The organism is Roseateles sp., from assembly GCF_039929605.1.
In the GTDB taxonomy this organism is placed as follows: Bacteria; Pseudomonadota; Gammaproteobacteria; order Burkholderiales; family Burkholderiaceae_C; genus Pelomonas.
The window spans coordinates 1-17,792 of record NZ_JBDSQX010000136.1; the positions used below are offsets into that span (position 1 = coordinate 1).

Here is a 17,792-nt window from a genome sequence, read left to right on the forward strand (position 1 = left end):
GCAACGATGCCTTTGCGGCGGGCATGAACGACTTCCTGACCAAGCCCATCGACACGCCCAAGCTGCACCAGACGCTGTTGCGGTTGACACGGGGTTGATGCCGGGCTGACCCCGCGGCCGAACGGCCGGGCATGAATAATGCGCGCGGCCCCGTGATCCCTACCGCCCAGCGCCACCGCCATGAGTACACCCCCACCTCGCAGCTACAAGTACTACGACTTGATCATGGCGGCCTGCGTTTGCGTGCTGCTGTGCGCCAACCTCATCGCCCCGGCCAAGGCGGCGCAGGTGCAGCTGCCGCTGATCGGCCCGGTCACCTTCGGGGCGGACCTGTTCTTCTTCCCGATCAGCTACATCTTTGGCGACGTATTGACCGAGGTCTACGGCTACGGGCGGGACCGCCGCGTCGTCTGGGCGGGCTTCGGTGCGCTGCTGTTCGCGGCCTTCATGGCCTTTGTCGTCGTGCACCTGCCGCCGGCGCGCAATGGCTTCATGGACGGCTACCAGTTGCACGTCGAGGCCATGTTCGGCAACACCTGGCGCGTTGTCGCCGCGTCGATGATCGCGTTTGCCGCCGGCAGTTTCGCCAACAGCTTCGTGATGGCGAAGATGAAGGTCGCCACCAACGGCCGCTACCTGTGGGCGCGCATCGTCGGCTCCACGGCCGTGGGCCAGTTGCTGGACACCGGCCTGTTCCTGAGCATTGCGTTCTGGGGCATCTGGCCGCAGGAGCAACTGCTCGCCGTGTTCGTCGCCCAGTACGTTTTCAAGCTGATCTGGGAGGCGGTGCTGTTCCCGGTCACGGCGCACTTCATTGCCTTCCTGAAGCGGGTCGAGGGCCTGGATCACTACGACCGCGACACCAATTTCAATCCGTTTTCGATCAAGGTCTGAGCCGCACCGCGGCCCGGCCAGATACGCAAACGGCGGCCCTGAGGCCGCCGTTTGACATGAAACCGGCTGTTCAGCTGCGGCGGCGGCGGATGCCTGCGGCGGCCAGCAGGGCCAGGCCGGTCAATGCCAGGCCTGTGGGCTCGGGCACGCCGAAGACCTCGATCGCGGTGCCCTGCACGCCGACCGTGAAGCCGTTCCAGTATTCGTTGGACAGGCTGTTCCAGTGCACGGTGTCGAAGCTGCCCTTGAAGCGCAGCGCGCCATGCGGCTCGCCGGTGCCGAGCAACTGGTACTGGAACACGCCGCCGCCCAGGTCGACGACGTTCTTGTACGAGGTGCCGCAGCCCCAGTAGCCGCAGGCGTGGCCGGTGGCCGGGTCGTCGTAGCTGAGGATGTCGAAATCCTGGTCGAAGCCGTAGCCATTGCCGTTCAGGCTGACATAGGCGAACACCGGGTTGGCGATGGCCTGGGAGAACTGCAGCGTCTGCGTGCCCGCGAACTGCAGGGCAATGATGTCGGTGCCGGTCGGCCGGTTGTCCACCGTGCTGCTCTCGTAGGGCGAGGTGCCGCTGCCCACGTTGGTGTAGTAGTCGATGCCGCCGGCGGGCTGGTAGAAGCCGACGCCACGGGCGTTGGTGTAGGTCACCGTGACGCTAGAGGTCGTCGTGGTGATGACGCCCTGAGCCTGGAAGCCGACGCCGGGGTCCAGGTCGTCGCCTTGCCAGTCGGTCCAGAAGACCGGCGCGGCCTGGCTGAGGCCGGCGCAGGCGATCAGGGCGGTCGTCAGCAGGGTTTGAATTTTTTTCATATTCAGCCTCAAGGGAAGAAATGACACATGGAATGCAATCTTCGCGCCACGGTGACATTTCTCCCATGAAACAGCCCTCGACGGCCGTGCGGCCATGGGCTCGACTGTCAACGCCGCCGACACCCCCGGATCGTGGGAAAGCCAGGTTGCCGACGGCGGCCAGCCCAGCGCTTACAAGCCGCCCGTGCCGCAGCCCTTGCCCAGGTAGTTGCTGATCAGGTTCAGCTGGTCGGCCATGATCTTGCGCGTCCACGCGGGTCCGTGGGCATAGTCCTTCAGCACGTGGTATTCCACCGGCTTGCCGGCGGCCTTGGCCTTGTCGACGAAGAGCTCCGACTGGATGATCGGCACGACCTGGTCCCGTTCACCGTGGTAGACCATGATGGGGATCTCGATCTTGTCGGCCTTGCTCAGCGGGCTCAGGCCACGCACGGTGGGTTCCTGGCCGGACTGGAAGTACGGGTTGGTGAAGAACTTCGCCCAGATGCGGTCGATGTCGGACACGCCAGCGCCGGCGATGGCGCATTTGTAGAGGCCGTTGGGTCGCACGGCGGCGGTGAACGCCGAGTAGCCGCCGTAGGAGAAGCCGAACATGGCGATGCGCTTGGGGTCGGCCAGCTTCTCGCTGATCAGCCACTTGGCGCCGTCGTCCTTGTCGTCCTGCATCTTCTGGCCCCATTCACGGTCGCCTGCGAACCACAGCGTGCGGCCCCAGCCTTCCGAGCCGCGGAACTGCGGGCGCAGCACGACGCGGCACTGCGACGCCAGCATCGGCACCCAGCCCGACCAATCGTAGTCCATGGTGTCACGCGCCCACGGGCCGCCATGCGGATGCACGACTGCGGCATACGGCCCCGGGCCGCACAGCTGCGGGTTGGGCACGGTGACGTAGGCGGGGATATTCAGGCCGTCGCGCGCCTTGTAGTACACGAAGCGTGAAGTGCCGAGGGCGCGCCTGTCGATGTCCGGGTACTCCTTGGCCAGCAGCTGCATGCTCTGGCCGCGCAGCAGGTAGAACTCCGTCGGGTATGACGAGCCGCTGACGCTGAACAGGTAGGTGGGTGCGTCGCTGGCTACGTAATGCAGCAGGCGCACGGACACGCCGTCGAACGAGCGAATTTCGGCCCGTTCGCCGCTGCCGACGCCGACCAGCTCCTGGCTGACCTCCTGGATGCCTAGCGCCTGCGCGACGCCGCGCACGGCAGCTTCCATCTTGGGATTGTCCCAGTGCACGTCGTTGCCCAGGTGGCCGTTGAAGGCGTATCCGTCGAAGCCTTCTGCGCTGGGGCCGTCGTCGTTACGGAACGAGCGCACGCCGGTGGCGTCGAAGTACTTGTGCTCGAACAGCGTGGCCGCGACCTTGCGGTTGGCGATGTCGTACTCGTACAAGCCAGTGAACTCGCGACCGACGTTGCTGCGGATGATGGCCGTGTCGGGCTTCGCGCCGGGTGCGGCCACGTCCACGACGTCGCGGTTCTTCACATAGCTGCGGAAGTGTTCCGTCCATTCGCCGTCCTTGCCGCGGAAGTCGATGGCCGTGAACGTGCCCTGGCCATCGCTGCCCAGGCGCGACTTGGCCCAGGGCAGGCCCGCGCTGTTGACGAACACTCTGTTGTCCGACTCGCCCAGCCGCATGATGCGCGTGGCTTTGCCGGTGCGCAGGTTGTAGCGGAAGACGTCGCGGCTCTCGCCGCGCGCACCGCTCTCCAGCACGATGTTGTCGGGGTCGGACAGCATGCGGCTCAGCACTATGGGGTTGGCCAGCGCAGCCGCCTTTTTCGCCAGTTCGGAGCGGGCGATGTCAGTGGCGGCCATAGGCTCGATCCAGTTTTTGCCCTCCAGGTCGGTGAACAGCAGCTTGTTGATGAAGGTCTTGATGACCTCGTCGGTGCGCAGGTCGTAGGGCTGCGTCATGGACACCTGCAGCATGTCGTTCTTGAGGAACGAGGCGCTTGCGATCTGCATGTTCTTCGCGCCGATCACGGTCGGTTTGGCGCCCAGGTCCGCCAGCGCCCAGACCAGGATGCTGCGGTTGTCGCCCTGGCTCTGGATAGCCAGCATGTGCTTGCCATCGGGCGAGATGCGGAAGCCGGTCATGCCCGGGAACTGGGCCAGCGTCTCGACGGTAGGGACGCGGATGGGGAGCGCGTCGGCGGCCATGGCCGGGCAGGCCAACAGCACGGCGCCTGCGATGGCGAGCAGCCGGCCCATCTTGTTCAAGTAGGTTTTCATGGGAATCACACCTAAAAAAATGCCCTGGCAACCGGGGTTGCCAGGGCGTTGGATTGCTGGGCCGATCAGAACGTCTTGGAGACGTTCATGAAGAAGCGACGGCCGGCGTAGTCGTAGCCGCTGTACAGGGGCGTATTGCCGACGCGGTTGTAGTCGCCGGCGGAAATCATCGGCGGCTTCTTGTCAGCCAGGTTGCGCACGCCGCCCGTGACCTTCCACTTGCTCACCGAGTCGCTGTAGGACAGCGACAGGGAGTGCAGGAAGTAGTTCGGCGTGTCGAGCTTGAACGTGCTGGTGGCCGGATCTTCCCCGATGTACTCGTAGCTCGATGTCTTGCCGACCCACTCCATGCCGTAGTAGACATTCCAGCCCTTCACCGCGTAGTTCACGTCCAGCGCACCAGACCACTTCGGCGAACCAATGGTGTTGTTGATCTCGTTCAGTGGATCGTCCGGGAACAGCTTGCTGGCCTGCGACTTGTACTGCGTCGCCGACATGTTGACGCGCAGCTTGCCGGTGCCGACTTCGCTTGTATAGCGCAGGTTGTAGTCGTAGCCACGCACGACATCGGTCGACAGGTTGATGTAGCTGTTGTTGATTGTCAGCGCGCCGTTGCCCGGGTTGCGCGTCACCAGGCGGCAGAAGTTGCCCCCCGCGCGGAACTGCGGGTCGTCGTAGCAAAGCGTCAGGATCTGACCAGTGCCGATGCGCGAGACGCCGTTGTCCACCTTGATGTCGAAGCGGTCCAGTGCGAACGACAGGTCACCCCAGCCGGTTGGCAGTGCGGGTTGCAGGATGATGCCCCACGATGCGTTCTTGGAGGTTTCCGCCTTCAGGCCAGAGTCGCGCCCACCCTTGGTGATGGACATGACGCTGTTCTTTTGTGAGAAATCGCCCGGCAGGCCCTCGCTCGCACAGTTGGCCGCGCGCACGGCACTCTTGGAGGTGTAATCGTTGCAGGGGTCGATGGATGAGCTGAAGAAGCCCGTCGTTGCGCCAACGAACTGCTCGAACAGCGCCGGTGCACGGTAGGACGTGCCGTTGGTGCCGCGCAGCGAGATCCAGCTGGCGGGTGCCCACAGCGCACCGATCTTGTGGGTCGAGCCAGTGCCGTAGGACTTGTAGTCCGCCATGCGGGCCGAGCCATTGAGCGTCAACTCCTTGGCCAGCGGCAGATCCTTCAGCACCGGCACTTCCACTTCGGCGAACACGTCGGTGGCCTGGTCGCTGCCACGCGTCGGGGTGCCCGAGCTGAAGTTGTAGATGTTGCCGGTCTGCATCGCGTCCGACGGCGTGTCGTCGATGGAGTTGCGGCGGAACTCAGCGCCGACGGCAGCTTTCACGTCGCCGTACGGCACCTTGAAGAGCTTGCCCGTCGTCGAGGCCGTGATGACGTCTTCCTTGTACTTGGTCGAGCCGGTCAGGTTGTTCGAGAAGGCGTAGCCCAGCCATGCCGACGGCAGTTGACCGCCGATGAGGGACGTGCTCAGTGCCGGCGCGGCCACGCAGCCGTTGGACGTGTCGACGCAGTTGAAGCCACCGCTGCCGTTGGACACGACATTCAGGCTCTGCGCCACGCGGTCGGTCAGGAAGCCGTCGAACGTGTAGCTGGCCTTGCTCTCGCTGTGGGTCACCGAGACGTCGTAGTCCCAGTTGATCTTGGCGAACGAGCCACGCAGGCCGGCCACGGCGCGGGTGAAGTCCACTGCCTGGCTGGAGGCGCTGTTGCCGCCGAACATGAACGCGCGCACGCCGAGCGGGGCGCCGTTGGTGATCAAGGTCGGCGCCGCTTGAACCTGGCTGAAGGCCAGATTCGGCGGGATCAGCGGGCTGTCCTTGGCGTAATCCAGGATCAGCTGGCGATGACCCACCTGCGACGATTCGCGGCGGTTGTACAGCACTTCCCAATAAGCTTCGGCGTCGCCACCCAGGGCCGGCACGTCAATCGCGCCCTCCGCATACAGGTTGTGGTTGCGCACCGGCGAGAACAGCGAGTCGTTCAGCATGCGCGGGTCGAAGGAGTCGCGCACGTACAGGCTGTTTGAGCTGCTGCCCACGCCTTCAAAGCCGGCCATGTTGCCCGTGACGGCCGAGTTGGGGCGCCAGCGGTTGAAGGCGGTGCCCACCGCGCCCGCCGCGCCGGTGCCAGCGGTGGAATTGGTACCGATGGTGTTGATGGTCACGCCGTTCTCGCCCGTCAGGCCGGTCGGGTAGCACTTGGATTTGCCGGTCAGTGGGTCCTTGTAGTCGGCGCTGCCCCAGTCGCCGACGACGCCGTCGGCGCTCGTGCGCCGGTAGGTGGTGTTGCAACGGGTCCAGTCGCGTTGGCCATAGGTCAGCGCGGTGTTGTCATTGAAGTTGTAGGCAGCCAGGAAGTGGGCGTGGTCGGTGACCATGCCGCCCGCGATGGAGAGGTTGTAGGCATTGCCGCCGCCATGTTCCGTGGCGGACATCGAGCCCTCGACCGTGATCGAGGTCAGGTCCTTCCTGGTGATGATGTTGATCACACCCGCCACGGCATCGGAGCCGTAGATGGAGGACGCGCCGTCCTTGAGCACTTCGATGCGGTCGACGATGGAATTGGGCAGCGTGTTCAGGTCCGCTGCGCCGACCGAGCCGCGGGTGCCGGACGGTGACATGCGGCGGCCGTTCAGCAGCACCAGCGAGCGCGTCGGGGCGAAGCCGCGCAGGCCCACGGTGTTGGCGCCCGGGCCGCCGTCGGTGACGTAGCCGCCGAAGGCGTTGTTGATCTGGCCCTGGCCGCCGGTCACGCTCGTGCTCTGCAGGACTTGTGCCGTGGAGGTGAAGCCCGCCAGCGCGGCGTCTTCGTTTTTGATGATCTGGATGGGCGCGGGGGAGCTGAACGCGTCCCGCTTGATGCGGGAACCGGACGACACGATCTCGACGCGTTCCAATTTCTTCGCTGTATCGCTTAGCGGTGCAGGAGATTCTGCGGTGGTGGCCGGCTTGCTATTTTCAGCCGGGGTTTGTTGTGCCGCAGCATTCTGAGCCAGGATGAGGCCGAAAACGGCAAGGGCAATGGGTTTGTGAACAGGTTTGAAGCCGGCGGAATGGGTGGGCATAAAGGGTCCGTCAATAGGGTGGATGCGCTTCCGAGCCATCCGCCGCCCGGATAGGGCAACGTAGCCTTGGGCTCGTCTACGAACCATCTATTAGGGAGATGCCCTTGTTGCGTGTCATCTCCGAAATATGTCCAAAACATAACCAAAGCATTGATTTATCTCGCAAGGTTGGCTTTGCGAAAGCTTCGTTGCAGTTGGGCAACAAAACTTATGGCCGACTGATCGGTCAGACATTGAAGACACAAGTGGACCAGGTCAACGGGTGAGTAAAAAATAGATATCCTTCGGAATACTCGCTCAGTAATCGATGGTGGCGAGGCAAGGCACTTGCCAGGCATCCGGCATAACTATTTCTGTGCAGTATTTCTTGCTGGCATTGAGAATGCCTCGGTCTATTTTTCTGTGTTGAAGAGACGGCTATCCGCGCTGAAAATACCGCCAATGACTCCCAACGCTTCGGCTCCCGACCTGCTGTTCGCCCTGCTCCCCGACAGCGGCATCGCCCCCGACGGCCCCGACACGCTGGCGCCGCTGGCTGCGGCGCTGCATGCGCAGTACCCCAACGCCGTCACGCTGAACCTGCATCCGCCGCTGCGCGATGGCGAGGGTCGCTGCCGCTGGTGGGCGGATGACACGCCCAGCCTTGAAGGCGTTGAGGCCGCGCTGCCGCATCTGATTGAGCGCCTGCGCCTGGAGGCCGCCAGATTGGGCCTGCCCTGGGAGCGCGTCGCCCTGGCCGGCGTGGGCGACGGCGCGCTGCTGGCGCTGGAGGCCGCGCAGGCCGAGCCGGCCCTCGTCGGCCGCGTGCTGGCCTTTGCCGGCGGCTACCTGTCTCGCCCTGAACATGCGCCGCAGGATGTCTGCATCCACCTGCTGCACGGCCTGGCCGATCAGCGCTTTTCGTACCGCCATGTCGTCGACGCCGCTCAGGCGCTCGTCGACCTGGGCGCCGACGTGACCGCCGACCTGCTGCCCCATCTCGACCATGGCCTGCACCCGGCGCTCATCGCCAAGGCGATGGAGCAGCTGCGCACCTTCATCCCGGCGCGGTTGTGGCGGGCGGCGGTCGTCGCGGCCCAGGAGAGCGAAAGGCCCGTGGGCTAGCCGCCGGCCTGCGCCACGTCGGCCTCGGCCTCCGGCCACAGCGCCGGAAAGTAGAAGCGCAGCGCGTGCAGCGGCAGGCCGAAGCGCACCTTGCCCTGGGGCGAGTCGCTGGCCAGCAGGCCGCGTTTGAGCAGGGCGGTGAGCAGGCTGGTGGCGGTGCGGTCGCCCAGGCCGGTCATGCGCTTAAACTCGCCGCGCTCCAGCGCGGCGCTGCTCAGGAAGAGGTAGTGCAGCGGCCGCAGCGCCTCGATGCGCACGCCGCTCTTGCGCGAGGTCTGCTCGAAGTGCAGGCAGGCGGCAATGCGGCCCTCCATGGCAGAGAGCTGGAGCAGGCCGGTCATGAAGCGGGTCTGGTCCAGGCAGATGTCGAGCACATAGGTGATCCAGTCCGCCAGCGCGGCTTCGCTGAGGTTGCCTCGGCCGTCCAGGTCGCCCCGGCGGGGCTCGTCGGCGGCGGCAATGAGGCCGTAGTAGCGGTCCACGCTGCGGGCAAAGCCGCGCAAGGGCGACCACAGGCCGCGTGTGTAGCCCAGTGCGCCCAGAGCCAGGTGCGTGTGCAGTCGCATCACGCGGCCATTGCCGTCAACGAAGGGGTGGATCCAGCCCAAGCGCTGGTGCGCCGCCGCCAGCGCCACCAGCGCCGCTTCGCCTCGGCGTACGCCCGCGTAAACCTGCCCCCAGCGTTCGATCAGCGCGGGCAGGCTGGCAGCGGCTGGCGCCACATGGCGGCCGACCTGGACCTCGCGGCTGCGCAACTCGCCGGGGCGGATCTCTTCGCCCTCGTCGGTGTGCAGATCGGTGGGGGGCAGGCGGGCAAACAGCTCGCGGTGCAACTCGGCCAGCGCAGCCGGGGTGTAGAGCGCGCGCAGGCCGTCGTCGCCTGTGAAGCGTGGCTCCAGCGCGGCTTCGGCGTCGATATGGGCCAGGGCCAGGCGCTGCCGGGCGGCCAGCTTGGCGTCTGCCGAAAAGTCTGCCTTGAGGGCCTGCTCCAGTTCCAGCGGCCGGGTGTGCTGGCCCTCGATGCGGTTGGAGTAGTACGAATTCATGGCCCTTAGCAGGCCGCGCAGCTCGTCAGGCGCCGGCTGGCCGACAAGGCCCAGCGCCTCCTTGTTCAGGTCATGCGCCTGGGCCAGTAGGGGTTCAAGCGCGGCTTCACAGGGGAGAAGGGGCTCAAACTGGTGAGGCGAGTTGTAGAGTGCAGGCAAAATTGCGCACTTGGAAGTTGATTTAGTGCATTGAATTTTAACAGTAATACGGGCATCTTGCCCGGTTTATTGCGCACTTTTAATCCAGCACCACCTCGGTCCGCACCACCCCCGCCCGCTCCGCACTTGCACTCAGCGCCAGCCGCGTGCCCACCGGCGCGCGCACCACCCACTCGGCCACCGCTCGGTCGTCGGTGGGTTGCTTGTTGGCCAGGAAGGCAAGCTGGCTTTGCTTGGGCGCGTGGCCTTCGAGCTGCGGGCCTTCCATGCGCTCCTTGCCGCTGACCAGGGTGATGGCCGGGTCGCCGATGGGCAGGTGGAGCTCGAACATCACGCCGCGCACCGTCTTGCGCTCCAGCGCGCGCTGCGTCACGTAGGCGGGCAGGTAGCCGGCATTGGCCACGGCCAGGCGCACGCGCCACATGTCGGGGCCGAGCGCGCGCACTTCGGTGCGGATCAGCTCCAGCTTGGGCAGGCTCATCGCGATCTGCGTCATCCAGGCCGGGAAGCGCGCCGCCTCGCGCTCGCGCAGCGCGGGCGGCGGGTTGCGCCAGTAGTTCATCTTGTCCCAGCCGCCAATCTCGACGGCGCCGAGCTGCGGATGCTGGAAGGGCGTCCATTCCACATGCGCCTTGCCGCCGCATTGCTCGTCGCTCCACTTCAAGAGCTTCAGGTCGTCCTCGACCGGGTGTTGCCGGTACCAGTCGATCCAGCCGTTGTCTTCAACGCCGGCTTCCTTCTTGGGCGACCACAGCTCCACCACCCAGAACAGCGCACCGAGGTGCTCGTAGACCCAGTCCTGCGTGCCGGTGATGACGTCCTTGGGGTGGTAGCGAAAGTCCTCGTAGATGCTGACGGCGGGGTAGCCGGTGTGCTTCTCGCCTAACGCGGAGAACTGCTGGAACAGCCACAGGTCCTCGGGCGTCATGTCCTTGTCGCTGCGGGTGCCGCAGGGGCGCAGGATGACGCCGCTGTGCGTGTGGAAGCTGACCGCCGCGCCGATGTTGGGATGGCTCGTGATGAACTCCACCATCGCCCGCACCTCGGGCTCGCTGGTCGGGTAGGGGCCGGCGCCGAGCTGCTGGAACTCCTGGCGCCATTCGCCGGGAAAGTTGCGGTTCAGGTCCAGCCCTTCGCGGTCGGGGTTGACCTTCACGGTCAGGCCGTCGTGCTGCTTGATGAAGCCTTCGGGGATGAGGCGGTAGTACTCGCCGCCGTGCTCGCCGGGTTCGCGCGCCACCATCAGCCGCGGGTCGCCGGCGTGGCGCTTGTAGCCGCCGTGCGGGTCGGGCACGCGCATGGTCAGGATGCGACCGTCGCCGTCAATGTCCTCCACCGTCAGGCCGTCGACCGGCTCCTCGGTGTAGGGATAGGCGCGTGTGGAGCTGCGGATGTGGCGCGGCCGCTCGGCCAGGGCGAGCTCGGCGCCGTCGGGGTTCAGGCGCGGCACGATGTAGAGGGTGCGCGTGTCCAGCAGGCGGTTGACCTGGGCGGCTTCAGCCGACGTGCCGCCATGCAGGCTCAGCAACTGGTGCAGGTAGTACAGGCAGGTGGTGGACGCTGTCAGCTCCGCAGCGTGGATGTTCCCGTCCATCCACAGCGCCGGCTTGTCGATGTCCGTGCCGCTGGCCAGGTTGGTGACCACGACGACCCAGATGTCGCGGCCTTCGTAGCTCTTGCCGATGGCGCGCACCGACACGAGGTTGGGGCGCGCCTCGGCATAGGCGAACAGCAGCGCCGTCAGCTCGTCGTAGCGGTAGAAATGATCGAAACGCGGGTTGGGCAGGGCGGCGGGCATGTGGCTGGTCTGGTGAGGGGGCCCCAAGAACTAGGGGCCTCTGTCGTGGCGCGGATTGTCCGAACTCGCCCCCCGGCATCTGCAAGGGTTTGCCCCGACCTTTGCCCTTTATTGACCCTTGAACAGCGCCTGGAACTGGCGGGACACCGGCAGCTTCTCTTCGCGGCCGCGCAGCGTGACGACCAAGGTGCCTTCATCCACGCGGATGGCCCGCGCCAGGCAGCGGCTGTTGACGAGCACGCTGCGGTGAATCTGCCAGAACTGCTCGGGGTCGAGCTGGGTCAGCAGCTCGCGCAGCGGTGTGCGGATCAGCGCCTCGCCGCCTGTGTGCACGACGCGGGTGTAGCGCGCGTCGGCCTCGAAGTAGATGACGTCCTCCGGCGGGATCAGCTGCACCTCGCGGCCGACGCTGGCCTGGATCGGGCGGGCCGTGGGCCTGTGCTGGACGAGACCAGCGAGCAGGCGCTGCAGGGCCGCCGTGTCGGGCGCGGGCTGGGCCAGGCGCGTGCGCAGCTTGGCCAACGCGCGCGCCAGGCGTTCGTCGTCGATGGGCTTGAGCACGTAGTCCACCGCGCCGGCGTCGAAGGCGGCCAGCGCATGGTCGTCGAAGGCGGTCACGAAGACGATCAGCGGCGGCGCGGCCAGGGCCGAGAGCCGGCGCGCCACCTCCAGCCCGGTCAGGCCGGGCATGCGGATGTCGAGGAAGGCGATGGCCGGATCAAAGGCCAGGCAGTCGTCCCAGGCCTCGGCGCCATTCGTGCTGGCAGCAACGAGTTTCAGCTCAGGCCACTGCCGGGCCAGCGCGGCGCGCAGTTGTTCGCGAGGGGCTTCCTCGTCGTCGGCGATCAGGGCGGTGATGGGAGTCATAGCGTTAGGGTGGCGATGCAGCCGGGAGCGGCGTCGGCCAGCGTCAGTGTGCAGTCGGGGCAGGCCTGAGCGAGGCGGCGGCGTGTGTTGGCGAGCCCAACGCCGTCGGTCGAGTCAGGGGCCGGGCCGGGGCCGTCGTCGCGCACCGTCAACACGAAGCGGTCACCGTCGCGGCGGCCGGCGATAGCAATGTGCCCGCCGCTCAACTGCGGCTCGATGCCATGGGCGATGGCGTTCTCCACCAGCGTCAGCACGATGCCTGGCGGCAGCTGCATGTCGACATCGGTCGGCACGTCGATGCTGAAGTTCAGCCGTGCGCCCAGCCGCGCCTGCATGATGGCCAGGTACCGCCTCACCATCTCCATCTCATCGGCCACCGGCTGCAGCTCGCGGTCGAACATCGGCAGCGTGGCGCGCAGATAGCCCGTGAAATCGCGCAGCAGCGGCGCGGCGCGGGCGTCACCCGTGTCCACCCAATGCTGCAGCGAGGCCAGCGTGTTGAACAGGAAATGCGGCTGGATCTGCGCGGCCGCCAGGCGGGTGGACAGGCGTAACGCGGCGTCCTGCTCGGCCAGCTCGCGCAGCCGCGCCTCGATCTGGTCGACACGGTAGATCGTCAGGATCCACCAGGCCGACAGCACGGCCGTCAGCACGGCCAGCAGCAGCGGCGTGCCGCTGACGACCTCGTCGCGCCAGCCGGTCTTGATCAGCGGCAGTGTCACGAGCGCAATCAACACGGCGGCGGCATAGCAGGCCAGGTTGAGCCGCTTGCGTGTGGGCGAGCGCCACAGCGCATGCGCCGTCGCAAGCGCAGCCCAAGCCGTGAGCAGCACGCCCGACCAGATGACGGGCCGCATGCCGCGCGGCATCTCGTGGGTGAAGATGGCCATCAGAAACACGGCGTTGCCGTAGACGTAGTGGTCGATGCCGTACGGCCAGGGCCGCTCACCGGCGCGCGCCATCTCCTGCGCCGTGAACACCCGCTGCGAGCCGGGGTAGAACAGCCAGCGCAGCCAATCCGGGAAGCGGCGCGGGCCTTTGTTGATGGGTTCAGATGCCATGGAGCGCAGTCTAGGAGGCACCCCGGCCAGCGGCGCGGCCTTGCGGCGAATGGCAGGCGGGGGCGCGTGAATGGCGGGCGCGGCTGTCTAGACAAGTGCGGTGCAAGAATGTCCGAATGTCTTCCTGGACTTCCCTCGACCTGCAGCGCCGCAGTGATGGCGTAGCCGTGCTGACGATGAACCGGCCCGCCGTGTTCAATGCCTTCGACGAGACGCTGATTGCCGAGCTGGACGCAGCCTTTGCGCTGCTGGGCGGCGACACCAGCGTGCGCGCCATCGTGCTGGCCGGCGCGGGCAAGCACTTCAGCGCCGGGGCCGACCTGCAGTGGATGCAACGCGCGTCCAGCGCGTCGCAGGACGACAACCTCGCCGACGCGCGCCGCTTCTCGGCCATGCTGGCACGCATTGCCGGCTGCCCGAAGCCGACGATTGCGCACGTCCAAGGCGCGGCGCTGGGTGGTGGCGTGGGGCTGGTGTGTGCCTGCGACATGGCCGTCGCGTCCGAAGCCGCGAGCTTCTCCGTCAGCGAGGCGCGCATGGGCATCCTGCCCGCCGTCATCGGCCCGCATCTCGTCAACGCGGTGGGCCTGCGCGAAGCGCGACGGCTGGCGCTGACGGCCGTTCGCTTCGGTGCCGACGAGGCGCAGCGCATCGGCCTCGTGCAGCGCGTAGTGCCCGTCGACGGCCTGGACACGGCGGTCGACGCCATGGTGACTGACCTGCTCGCCTGCGGCCCGCAAGCTCAAGCTGAGATCAAGCAGCTCTACGCTCAGCTCGCGCCCGGCCCGCTCAGCCCGGAGATTCGCGAGCTGACCGCCCAAACCATTGCCCGCGTGCGCACTACGCCCGAGGCCCGCGAGGGCTTCGCCGCCTTCCTGGCCAAACGAAAGCCCAACTGGACACCGCCCGAATGACCTTGAACGACTCCCGCATCCTCATCATCGGCGCCGGCCTGATGGGCGCCGGCATCGCGCAGGTCGCCGCGCAGGCTGGCCACGCGGTGCTGCTGTTCGACACGCGCGCCGGCGCTGCCGAAGCCGCCAAGGCCAAGCTGGCGCAGACGCTGGACGGCCTCGTCATCAAAGGCAAGCTGACGGCGGATGCAGTGCAGGCGACGCTCGCGCGCATCACGCCGGTCGACGCGCTCGCGCCGGTCGACCTGGTGATCGAAGCCATCGTCGAGAACCTCGATGTGAAGCGCGCGCTGTTCGCCGAACTGGAGGCGGTGCTCACGCCCGAGGCGGTGATCGCCACCAACACCTCGTCCATCTCCGTGACCGCACTGGCGCGCGACATGAAGCGGCCCGAACGGCTGGTGGGCATGCACTTCTTCAACCCGGTGCCGCTGATGAAGCTGGTCGAGGTGGTGTCCGGTCTGGGCACCTCGCCCGACGTCGCGCAGGCTGTCTTCGACCTCGCCGGCCGCTGGGGCAAGACGGCGGTGCACGCACGCTCCACGCCGGGCTTCATCGTCAACCGCATTGCGCGGCCCTATTACGCCGAGGCGCTGATGCTGCTGCAGGATCGCGCCGCCACGCCCGAAGTGATCGACGCCTGCCTGCGTGCGGCGGGCTTTCGCATGGGCCCCTGCGAGCTGATGGACCTGATCGGCCACGACACCAATTTCGCGGTAACGAACTCGGTCTTCGCCGCCAACTTCTTCGACCGCCGCTTCACGCCGTCGCTGGTGCAGCAGGAGCTGGTGGATGCCGGCTTCCTCGGGCGCAAGACCGGGCGGGGCTTCTATCGGTATCCGGAGGGCGCGCCGGCGCTGCCCATCGTCAGCATCGCGCCGCCGCGTGCGGCCCGGCTCGTCGTGCACGGCCGCGGCGCGCTGGCCGAGCGCATTGCCGCCAACGTGCCCGAGGGCCTGCGCGAGTTCGATAGCGACTGGGTGGGTCTGGCCATCGACGGCCGCCAGCTGCGCCTGACCGACGGCCGCTGCGCCCGCGACTTCGGCCCCGGCACGGCGGTCTTTGACCTGCCGCTGGCGCCCGTGGGAGACATTGCCTACGCGGGCGACCCCGCCACCGTCGCATGGCTGACTCGGCTCGGCCTGGTGCCGCGCGCGGTCGCCGACCTGCCCGGCCTTGTCGTCGCGCGCACGATCGGGATGCTGATCAACGAAGCCGCCGACGCCGTCAGCCAAGGCGTCTGCGACGAAGCCGGTGCAGACGCGGCGATGAAGCTCGGCGTCAACTATCCCGCCGGGCCTTTCGAGTGGCTGGCTTTCTGGAGCGCGGCGCCGGTCGTCGCGCTGCTGGACCGGCTGGATCAACACTACTGCGGCGAGCGCTATCGCGTCAGCCCGTATCTGCGAAGACTCCCGACATGACCCACGCCTTCATCTGCGACGCCATCCGCACGCCCTTCGGCCGCTACGGTGGTGCGCTCTCAAGCATCCGCGCCGACGACCTCGCCGCGTTGCCCATCAAGGCGCTGATGGCCCGCAACGCCAATGTCGATTGGGCGGCGGTGGAGGACGTCATCTACGGCTGCGCCAACCAGGCCGGCGAGGACAACCGCAACGTCGCCCGCATGGCCGCGCTGCTGGCCGGTCTGCCGGTGGCCGTGCCGGGCAGCACCGTGAACCGCCTGTGCGGCTCGGGCCTGGATGCGGTGGGCACGGCCGCGCGCGCCATCCGCGCCGGTGAGGCCGGGCTGCTGATCGCCGGCGGCGTCGAGAGCATGAGCCGCGCGCCCTTCGTCATGCCCAAGGCTGAATCGGCCTTCAGCCGCACGAATGCGGTCTACGACACGACCATCGGCTGGCGCTTCGTCAACAAGCAGATGAAGGCGCTGTACGGCGTGGACGCGATGCCCGAGACGGCGGAGAACGTGGCCGCCGATTTCGGCATCGGGCGCGAGGCCCAGGACTGCATGGCGCTGGCGTCGCAACGCAAGGCCCTCGCGGCGCAGCAGCGCGGCTTCTTCGAGCGCGAGATCGTGCCGGTGGAGGTGCCGCAGAAGAAGGGCGAGCCGCTGCGCGTGCTGCTCGACGAGCATCCGCGCGAGACCAGCCTGGAGGCGCTGGCCAAGCTCAAGGGCATCGTCAAGCCCGAGGGCAGCGTCACGGCCGGCAATGCCAGCGGCGTGAACGACGGCGCCTGCGCACTGCTGCTGGCCAGCGAGCCGGAGGCCGCGCGCCATGGCCTCACGCCGCGCGCCCGCGTCGTCGGCATGGCCACCGCCGGCGTGGCGCCGCGCATCATGGGCATCGGCCCCGCGCCGGCCACGCGTAAGGTGCTGGCGTTGGCCGGCCTGACGCTCGCGCAGATGGACGTCATCGAGCTGAACGAGGCCTTCGCCGCGCAGGGTCTGGCGGTGCTGCGCGACCTGGGCCTGGCGGACGACGATGCGCGTGTGAACCCGAACGGCGGCGCCATCGCGCTCGGCCACCCGCTCGGCGCCAGCGGTGCGCGGCTGGTGACGACGGCGATCAACCAGCTTGAAATGACCGGAGGCCGCTACGCGCTGTGCACGATGTGCATCGGCGTGGGCCAGGGCATCGCGCTTGTGCTTGAACGCGTTTAGTCGCTATTCCAAAAACAGCTTGGAAATGCCCCTGATGCTGAGGATATTGCCTGGGTTGCTCGTCTCGTTGAGCACGCCGCTCAGGCGCTTCAGCAGGCGCGGGCTCTTGCCGGCGCGCCAGATCACGAGGTCGGCCAGCCACGGGTGGGCGTTGATGCTGTTGGCGCGTTCATAGAGATCGAACTTGGGCTTCAACGCCCTCAGCCCGCCCTCGTAGGCTGCGCGTGCTGTGGCGTCGTCGGCATGGGCCAGGATCGCCTCGGCCGCCAGCATGCCGGTTTGCAGGGCCTTGCCGATGCCTTCACCGGTGAAGGAGTAGGTGCTGCCCGCCGCCTCGCCGGTGACGATGAGGCCGGGCCGCGTCCACTTCGCGCCCGACAGCGTGAAGCGCAGCGGCGCGCCCTTGAGCCATTGATCCCCCTCGCCCACCCGTTCGCCCACCCGCATCAGCTCAGCGGCCGGTGCGTAGGCGGTGACGAAGCGGTCGAAGATCGCGCGCAGGTTCACGTCCTTCTTCAACGCCCGCCCGCCCAGCACGCGGTGCGAGTCGGTCACGCCCACGCCGATGTTGAAGTGGCCATCCGGCGCCGGGAAGATCCAGCCATAACCCGGCCGCACCGCCTTGTCCCAGACGACTTCCAGCGACTTGATCCTGCCCACCATCTGCGGCGCCTTCACATAGCCGCGCAGCGCCACGCCGCTGGGCGTGTGGCGCTCACACATGCCGGCGGCCGTCAGCGCCTTGGGCACCGCGCCGGTCGCCAGCACGACCCAGCGCGCCGTCACCTCGACGATCTCGTCGCCCCGCTTGAGCCGCGCGCCGACGACGCGGCCGTCCACCTCCAGCGGCGCCTCGAAGCGCGCCTGCTCGAAGCGCACACCGGCGTCTCGCGCGGCCTGCAGCAGCAGCGCGTCCAGTTCCTTGCGCGGCAGCACGGCCAGGGTGCCCTGCACGTCGATGCGCCCGCCGCGCGGGCCGATGCAGCCGACATGGCTCACCGGCTCGGCCCGGCGCATCACCTCATCCAGCAGCCCTAACCGTGCCAGCGCCTGGTGCGCGTCGGGAATCAAGCCGTCGCCGCAGGTCTTGTCGCGGCCCTGTGGGTGTTGGTCGACCAGCAACACGTCGAGACCGGCCTGCGCCAGCACCCGCGCACAGGCGCTGCCGGCGGGGCCGGCGCCGATGATGAGGACGTCAGGAGGCAT

General features: G+C 67.4%; 14 protein-coding genes. 6 read left to right on the plus strand and 8 right to left on the minus strand.

Going from position 1 to position 17,792, the window contains the following annotated elements; genetic code table 11:
• Window positions 1–180 precede the first annotated feature (180 nt).
• Window positions 181–894 (plus strand): queuosine precursor transporter, encoded by a 714-nt coding sequence (locus ABIS05_RS18630; protein WP_348011728.1) that lies wholly within the window; start codon window positions 181–183, stop codon window positions 892–894.
• A gap of 70 nt (window positions 895–964) precedes the next feature.
• Here ABIS05_RS18630 and ABIS05_RS18635 read toward each other — a convergent pair whose 3' ends face one another.
• The 3 genes from ABIS05_RS18635 to ABIS05_RS18645 all read right to left on the minus strand — a co-directional run bounded on the left by ABIS05_RS18635 (window position 965) and on the right by ABIS05_RS18645 (window position 6,831).
• The gene (locus tag ABIS05_RS18635; protein ID WP_348011729.1) at window positions 965–1,702 is read right to left on the minus strand and encodes a PEP-CTERM sorting domain-containing protein; all 738 of its coding nucleotides are present in this window, start codon (window positions 1,700–1,702) and stop codon (window positions 965–967) included.
• Between the two features lie 171 nt (window positions 1,703–1,873).
• Window positions 1,874–3,934, minus strand: coding sequence for a prolyl oligopeptidase family serine peptidase (locus ABIS05_RS18640; RefSeq protein WP_348011730.1), 2,061 nt, complete (start codon window positions 3,932–3,934; stop codon window positions 1,874–1,876).
• A 65-nt stretch (window positions 3,935–3,999) separates the two neighbouring features.
• Window positions 4,000–6,831: a TonB-dependent receptor domain-containing protein gene (locus ABIS05_RS18645; RefSeq protein WP_348011731.1), complete on the minus strand. Its 2,832-nt coding sequence runs from the start codon at window positions 6,829–6,831 to the stop codon at window positions 4,000–4,002.
• A gap of 290 nt (window positions 6,832–7,121) precedes the next feature.
• Between ABIS05_RS18645 and ABIS05_RS18650 the strand changes: the two genes are divergently transcribed.
• Both ABIS05_RS18650 and ABIS05_RS18655 read left to right on the plus strand, forming a co-directional pair.
• A complete protein-coding gene (locus ABIS05_RS18650) occupies window positions 7,122–7,283 on the plus strand; it encodes a hypothetical protein (RefSeq protein ID WP_348011732.1) in 162 nt (53 codons plus the stop codon).
• 175 nt (window positions 7,284–7,458) lie between these two features.
• Window positions 7,459–8,121, plus strand: a complete 663-nt coding sequence (locus tag ABIS05_RS18655; protein WP_348011733.1) for an esterase — start codon at window positions 7,459–7,461, stop codon at window positions 8,119–8,121.
• Here ABIS05_RS18655 and ABIS05_RS18660 read toward each other — a convergent pair.
• The 4 genes from ABIS05_RS18660 to ABIS05_RS18675 form a co-directional block, all read right to left on the minus strand.
• The gene (locus ABIS05_RS18660; RefSeq protein ID WP_348011734.1) at window positions 8,118–9,326 is read right to left on the minus strand and encodes a Fic family protein; all 1,209 of its coding nucleotides are present in this window, start codon (window positions 9,324–9,326) and stop codon (window positions 8,118–8,120) included. The two genes, ABIS05_RS18655 and ABIS05_RS18660, sit on opposite strands and share 4 nt — an antisense overlap.
• A gap of 79 nt (window positions 9,327–9,405) precedes the next feature.
• Window positions 9,406–11,124, minus strand: a complete 1,719-nt coding sequence (locus tag ABIS05_RS18665) for a M14 family metallopeptidase (RefSeq protein ID WP_348011735.1) — start codon at window positions 11,122–11,124, stop codon at window positions 9,406–9,408.
• A gap of 108 nt (window positions 11,125–11,232) precedes the next feature.
• On the minus strand, window positions 11,233–11,991 hold the full coding sequence (locus tag ABIS05_RS18670; protein ID WP_348011736.1) for a LytTR family DNA-binding domain-containing protein: 759 nt from the start codon (window positions 11,989–11,991) through the stop codon (window positions 11,233–11,235).
• Window positions 11,988–13,052, minus strand: a complete 1,065-nt coding sequence (locus ABIS05_RS18675) for a histidine kinase (protein WP_348011737.1) — start codon at window positions 13,050–13,052, stop codon at window positions 11,988–11,990. The genes ABIS05_RS18670 and ABIS05_RS18675 overlap by 4 nt, the downstream gene beginning before the upstream one ends.
• A gap of 116 nt (window positions 13,053–13,168) precedes the next feature.
• Here ABIS05_RS18675 and ABIS05_RS18680 point away from each other — a divergent pair, with 116 nt between their 5' ends.
• Genes ABIS05_RS18680 through pcaF form a run of 3 tightly spaced genes read left to right on the plus strand, consistent with a single transcriptional unit; the run spans window position 13,169 to window position 16,586 of the window.
• Entirely contained in the window at window positions 13,169–13,966 is a 798-nt protein-coding gene (locus ABIS05_RS18680; protein WP_348011738.1) for an enoyl-CoA hydratase-related protein, read from the plus strand.
• Window positions 13,963–15,387 carry a 3-hydroxyacyl-CoA dehydrogenase NAD-binding domain-containing protein gene (locus tag ABIS05_RS18685; RefSeq protein WP_348011739.1) on the plus strand — a complete coding sequence of 475 codons (1,425 nt, stop codon included), beginning with the start codon at window positions 13,963–13,965 and terminating at the stop codon, window positions 15,385–15,387. The genes ABIS05_RS18680 and ABIS05_RS18685 overlap by 4 nt, the downstream gene beginning before the upstream one ends.
• A complete protein-coding gene (pcaF, locus tag ABIS05_RS18690) occupies window positions 15,384–16,586 on the plus strand; it encodes a 3-oxoadipyl-CoA thiolase (RefSeq protein WP_348011740.1) in 1,203 nt (400 codons plus the stop codon). The genes ABIS05_RS18685 and pcaF overlap by 4 nt, the downstream gene beginning before the upstream one ends.
• A 3-nt stretch (window positions 16,587–16,589) precedes the next feature.
• Here pcaF and ABIS05_RS18695 read toward each other — a convergent pair whose 3' ends face one another.
• Window positions 16,590–17,792 (minus strand): geranylgeranyl reductase family protein, encoded by a 1,203-nt coding sequence (locus ABIS05_RS18695; protein WP_348011741.1) that lies wholly within the window; start codon window positions 17,790–17,792, stop codon window positions 16,590–16,592.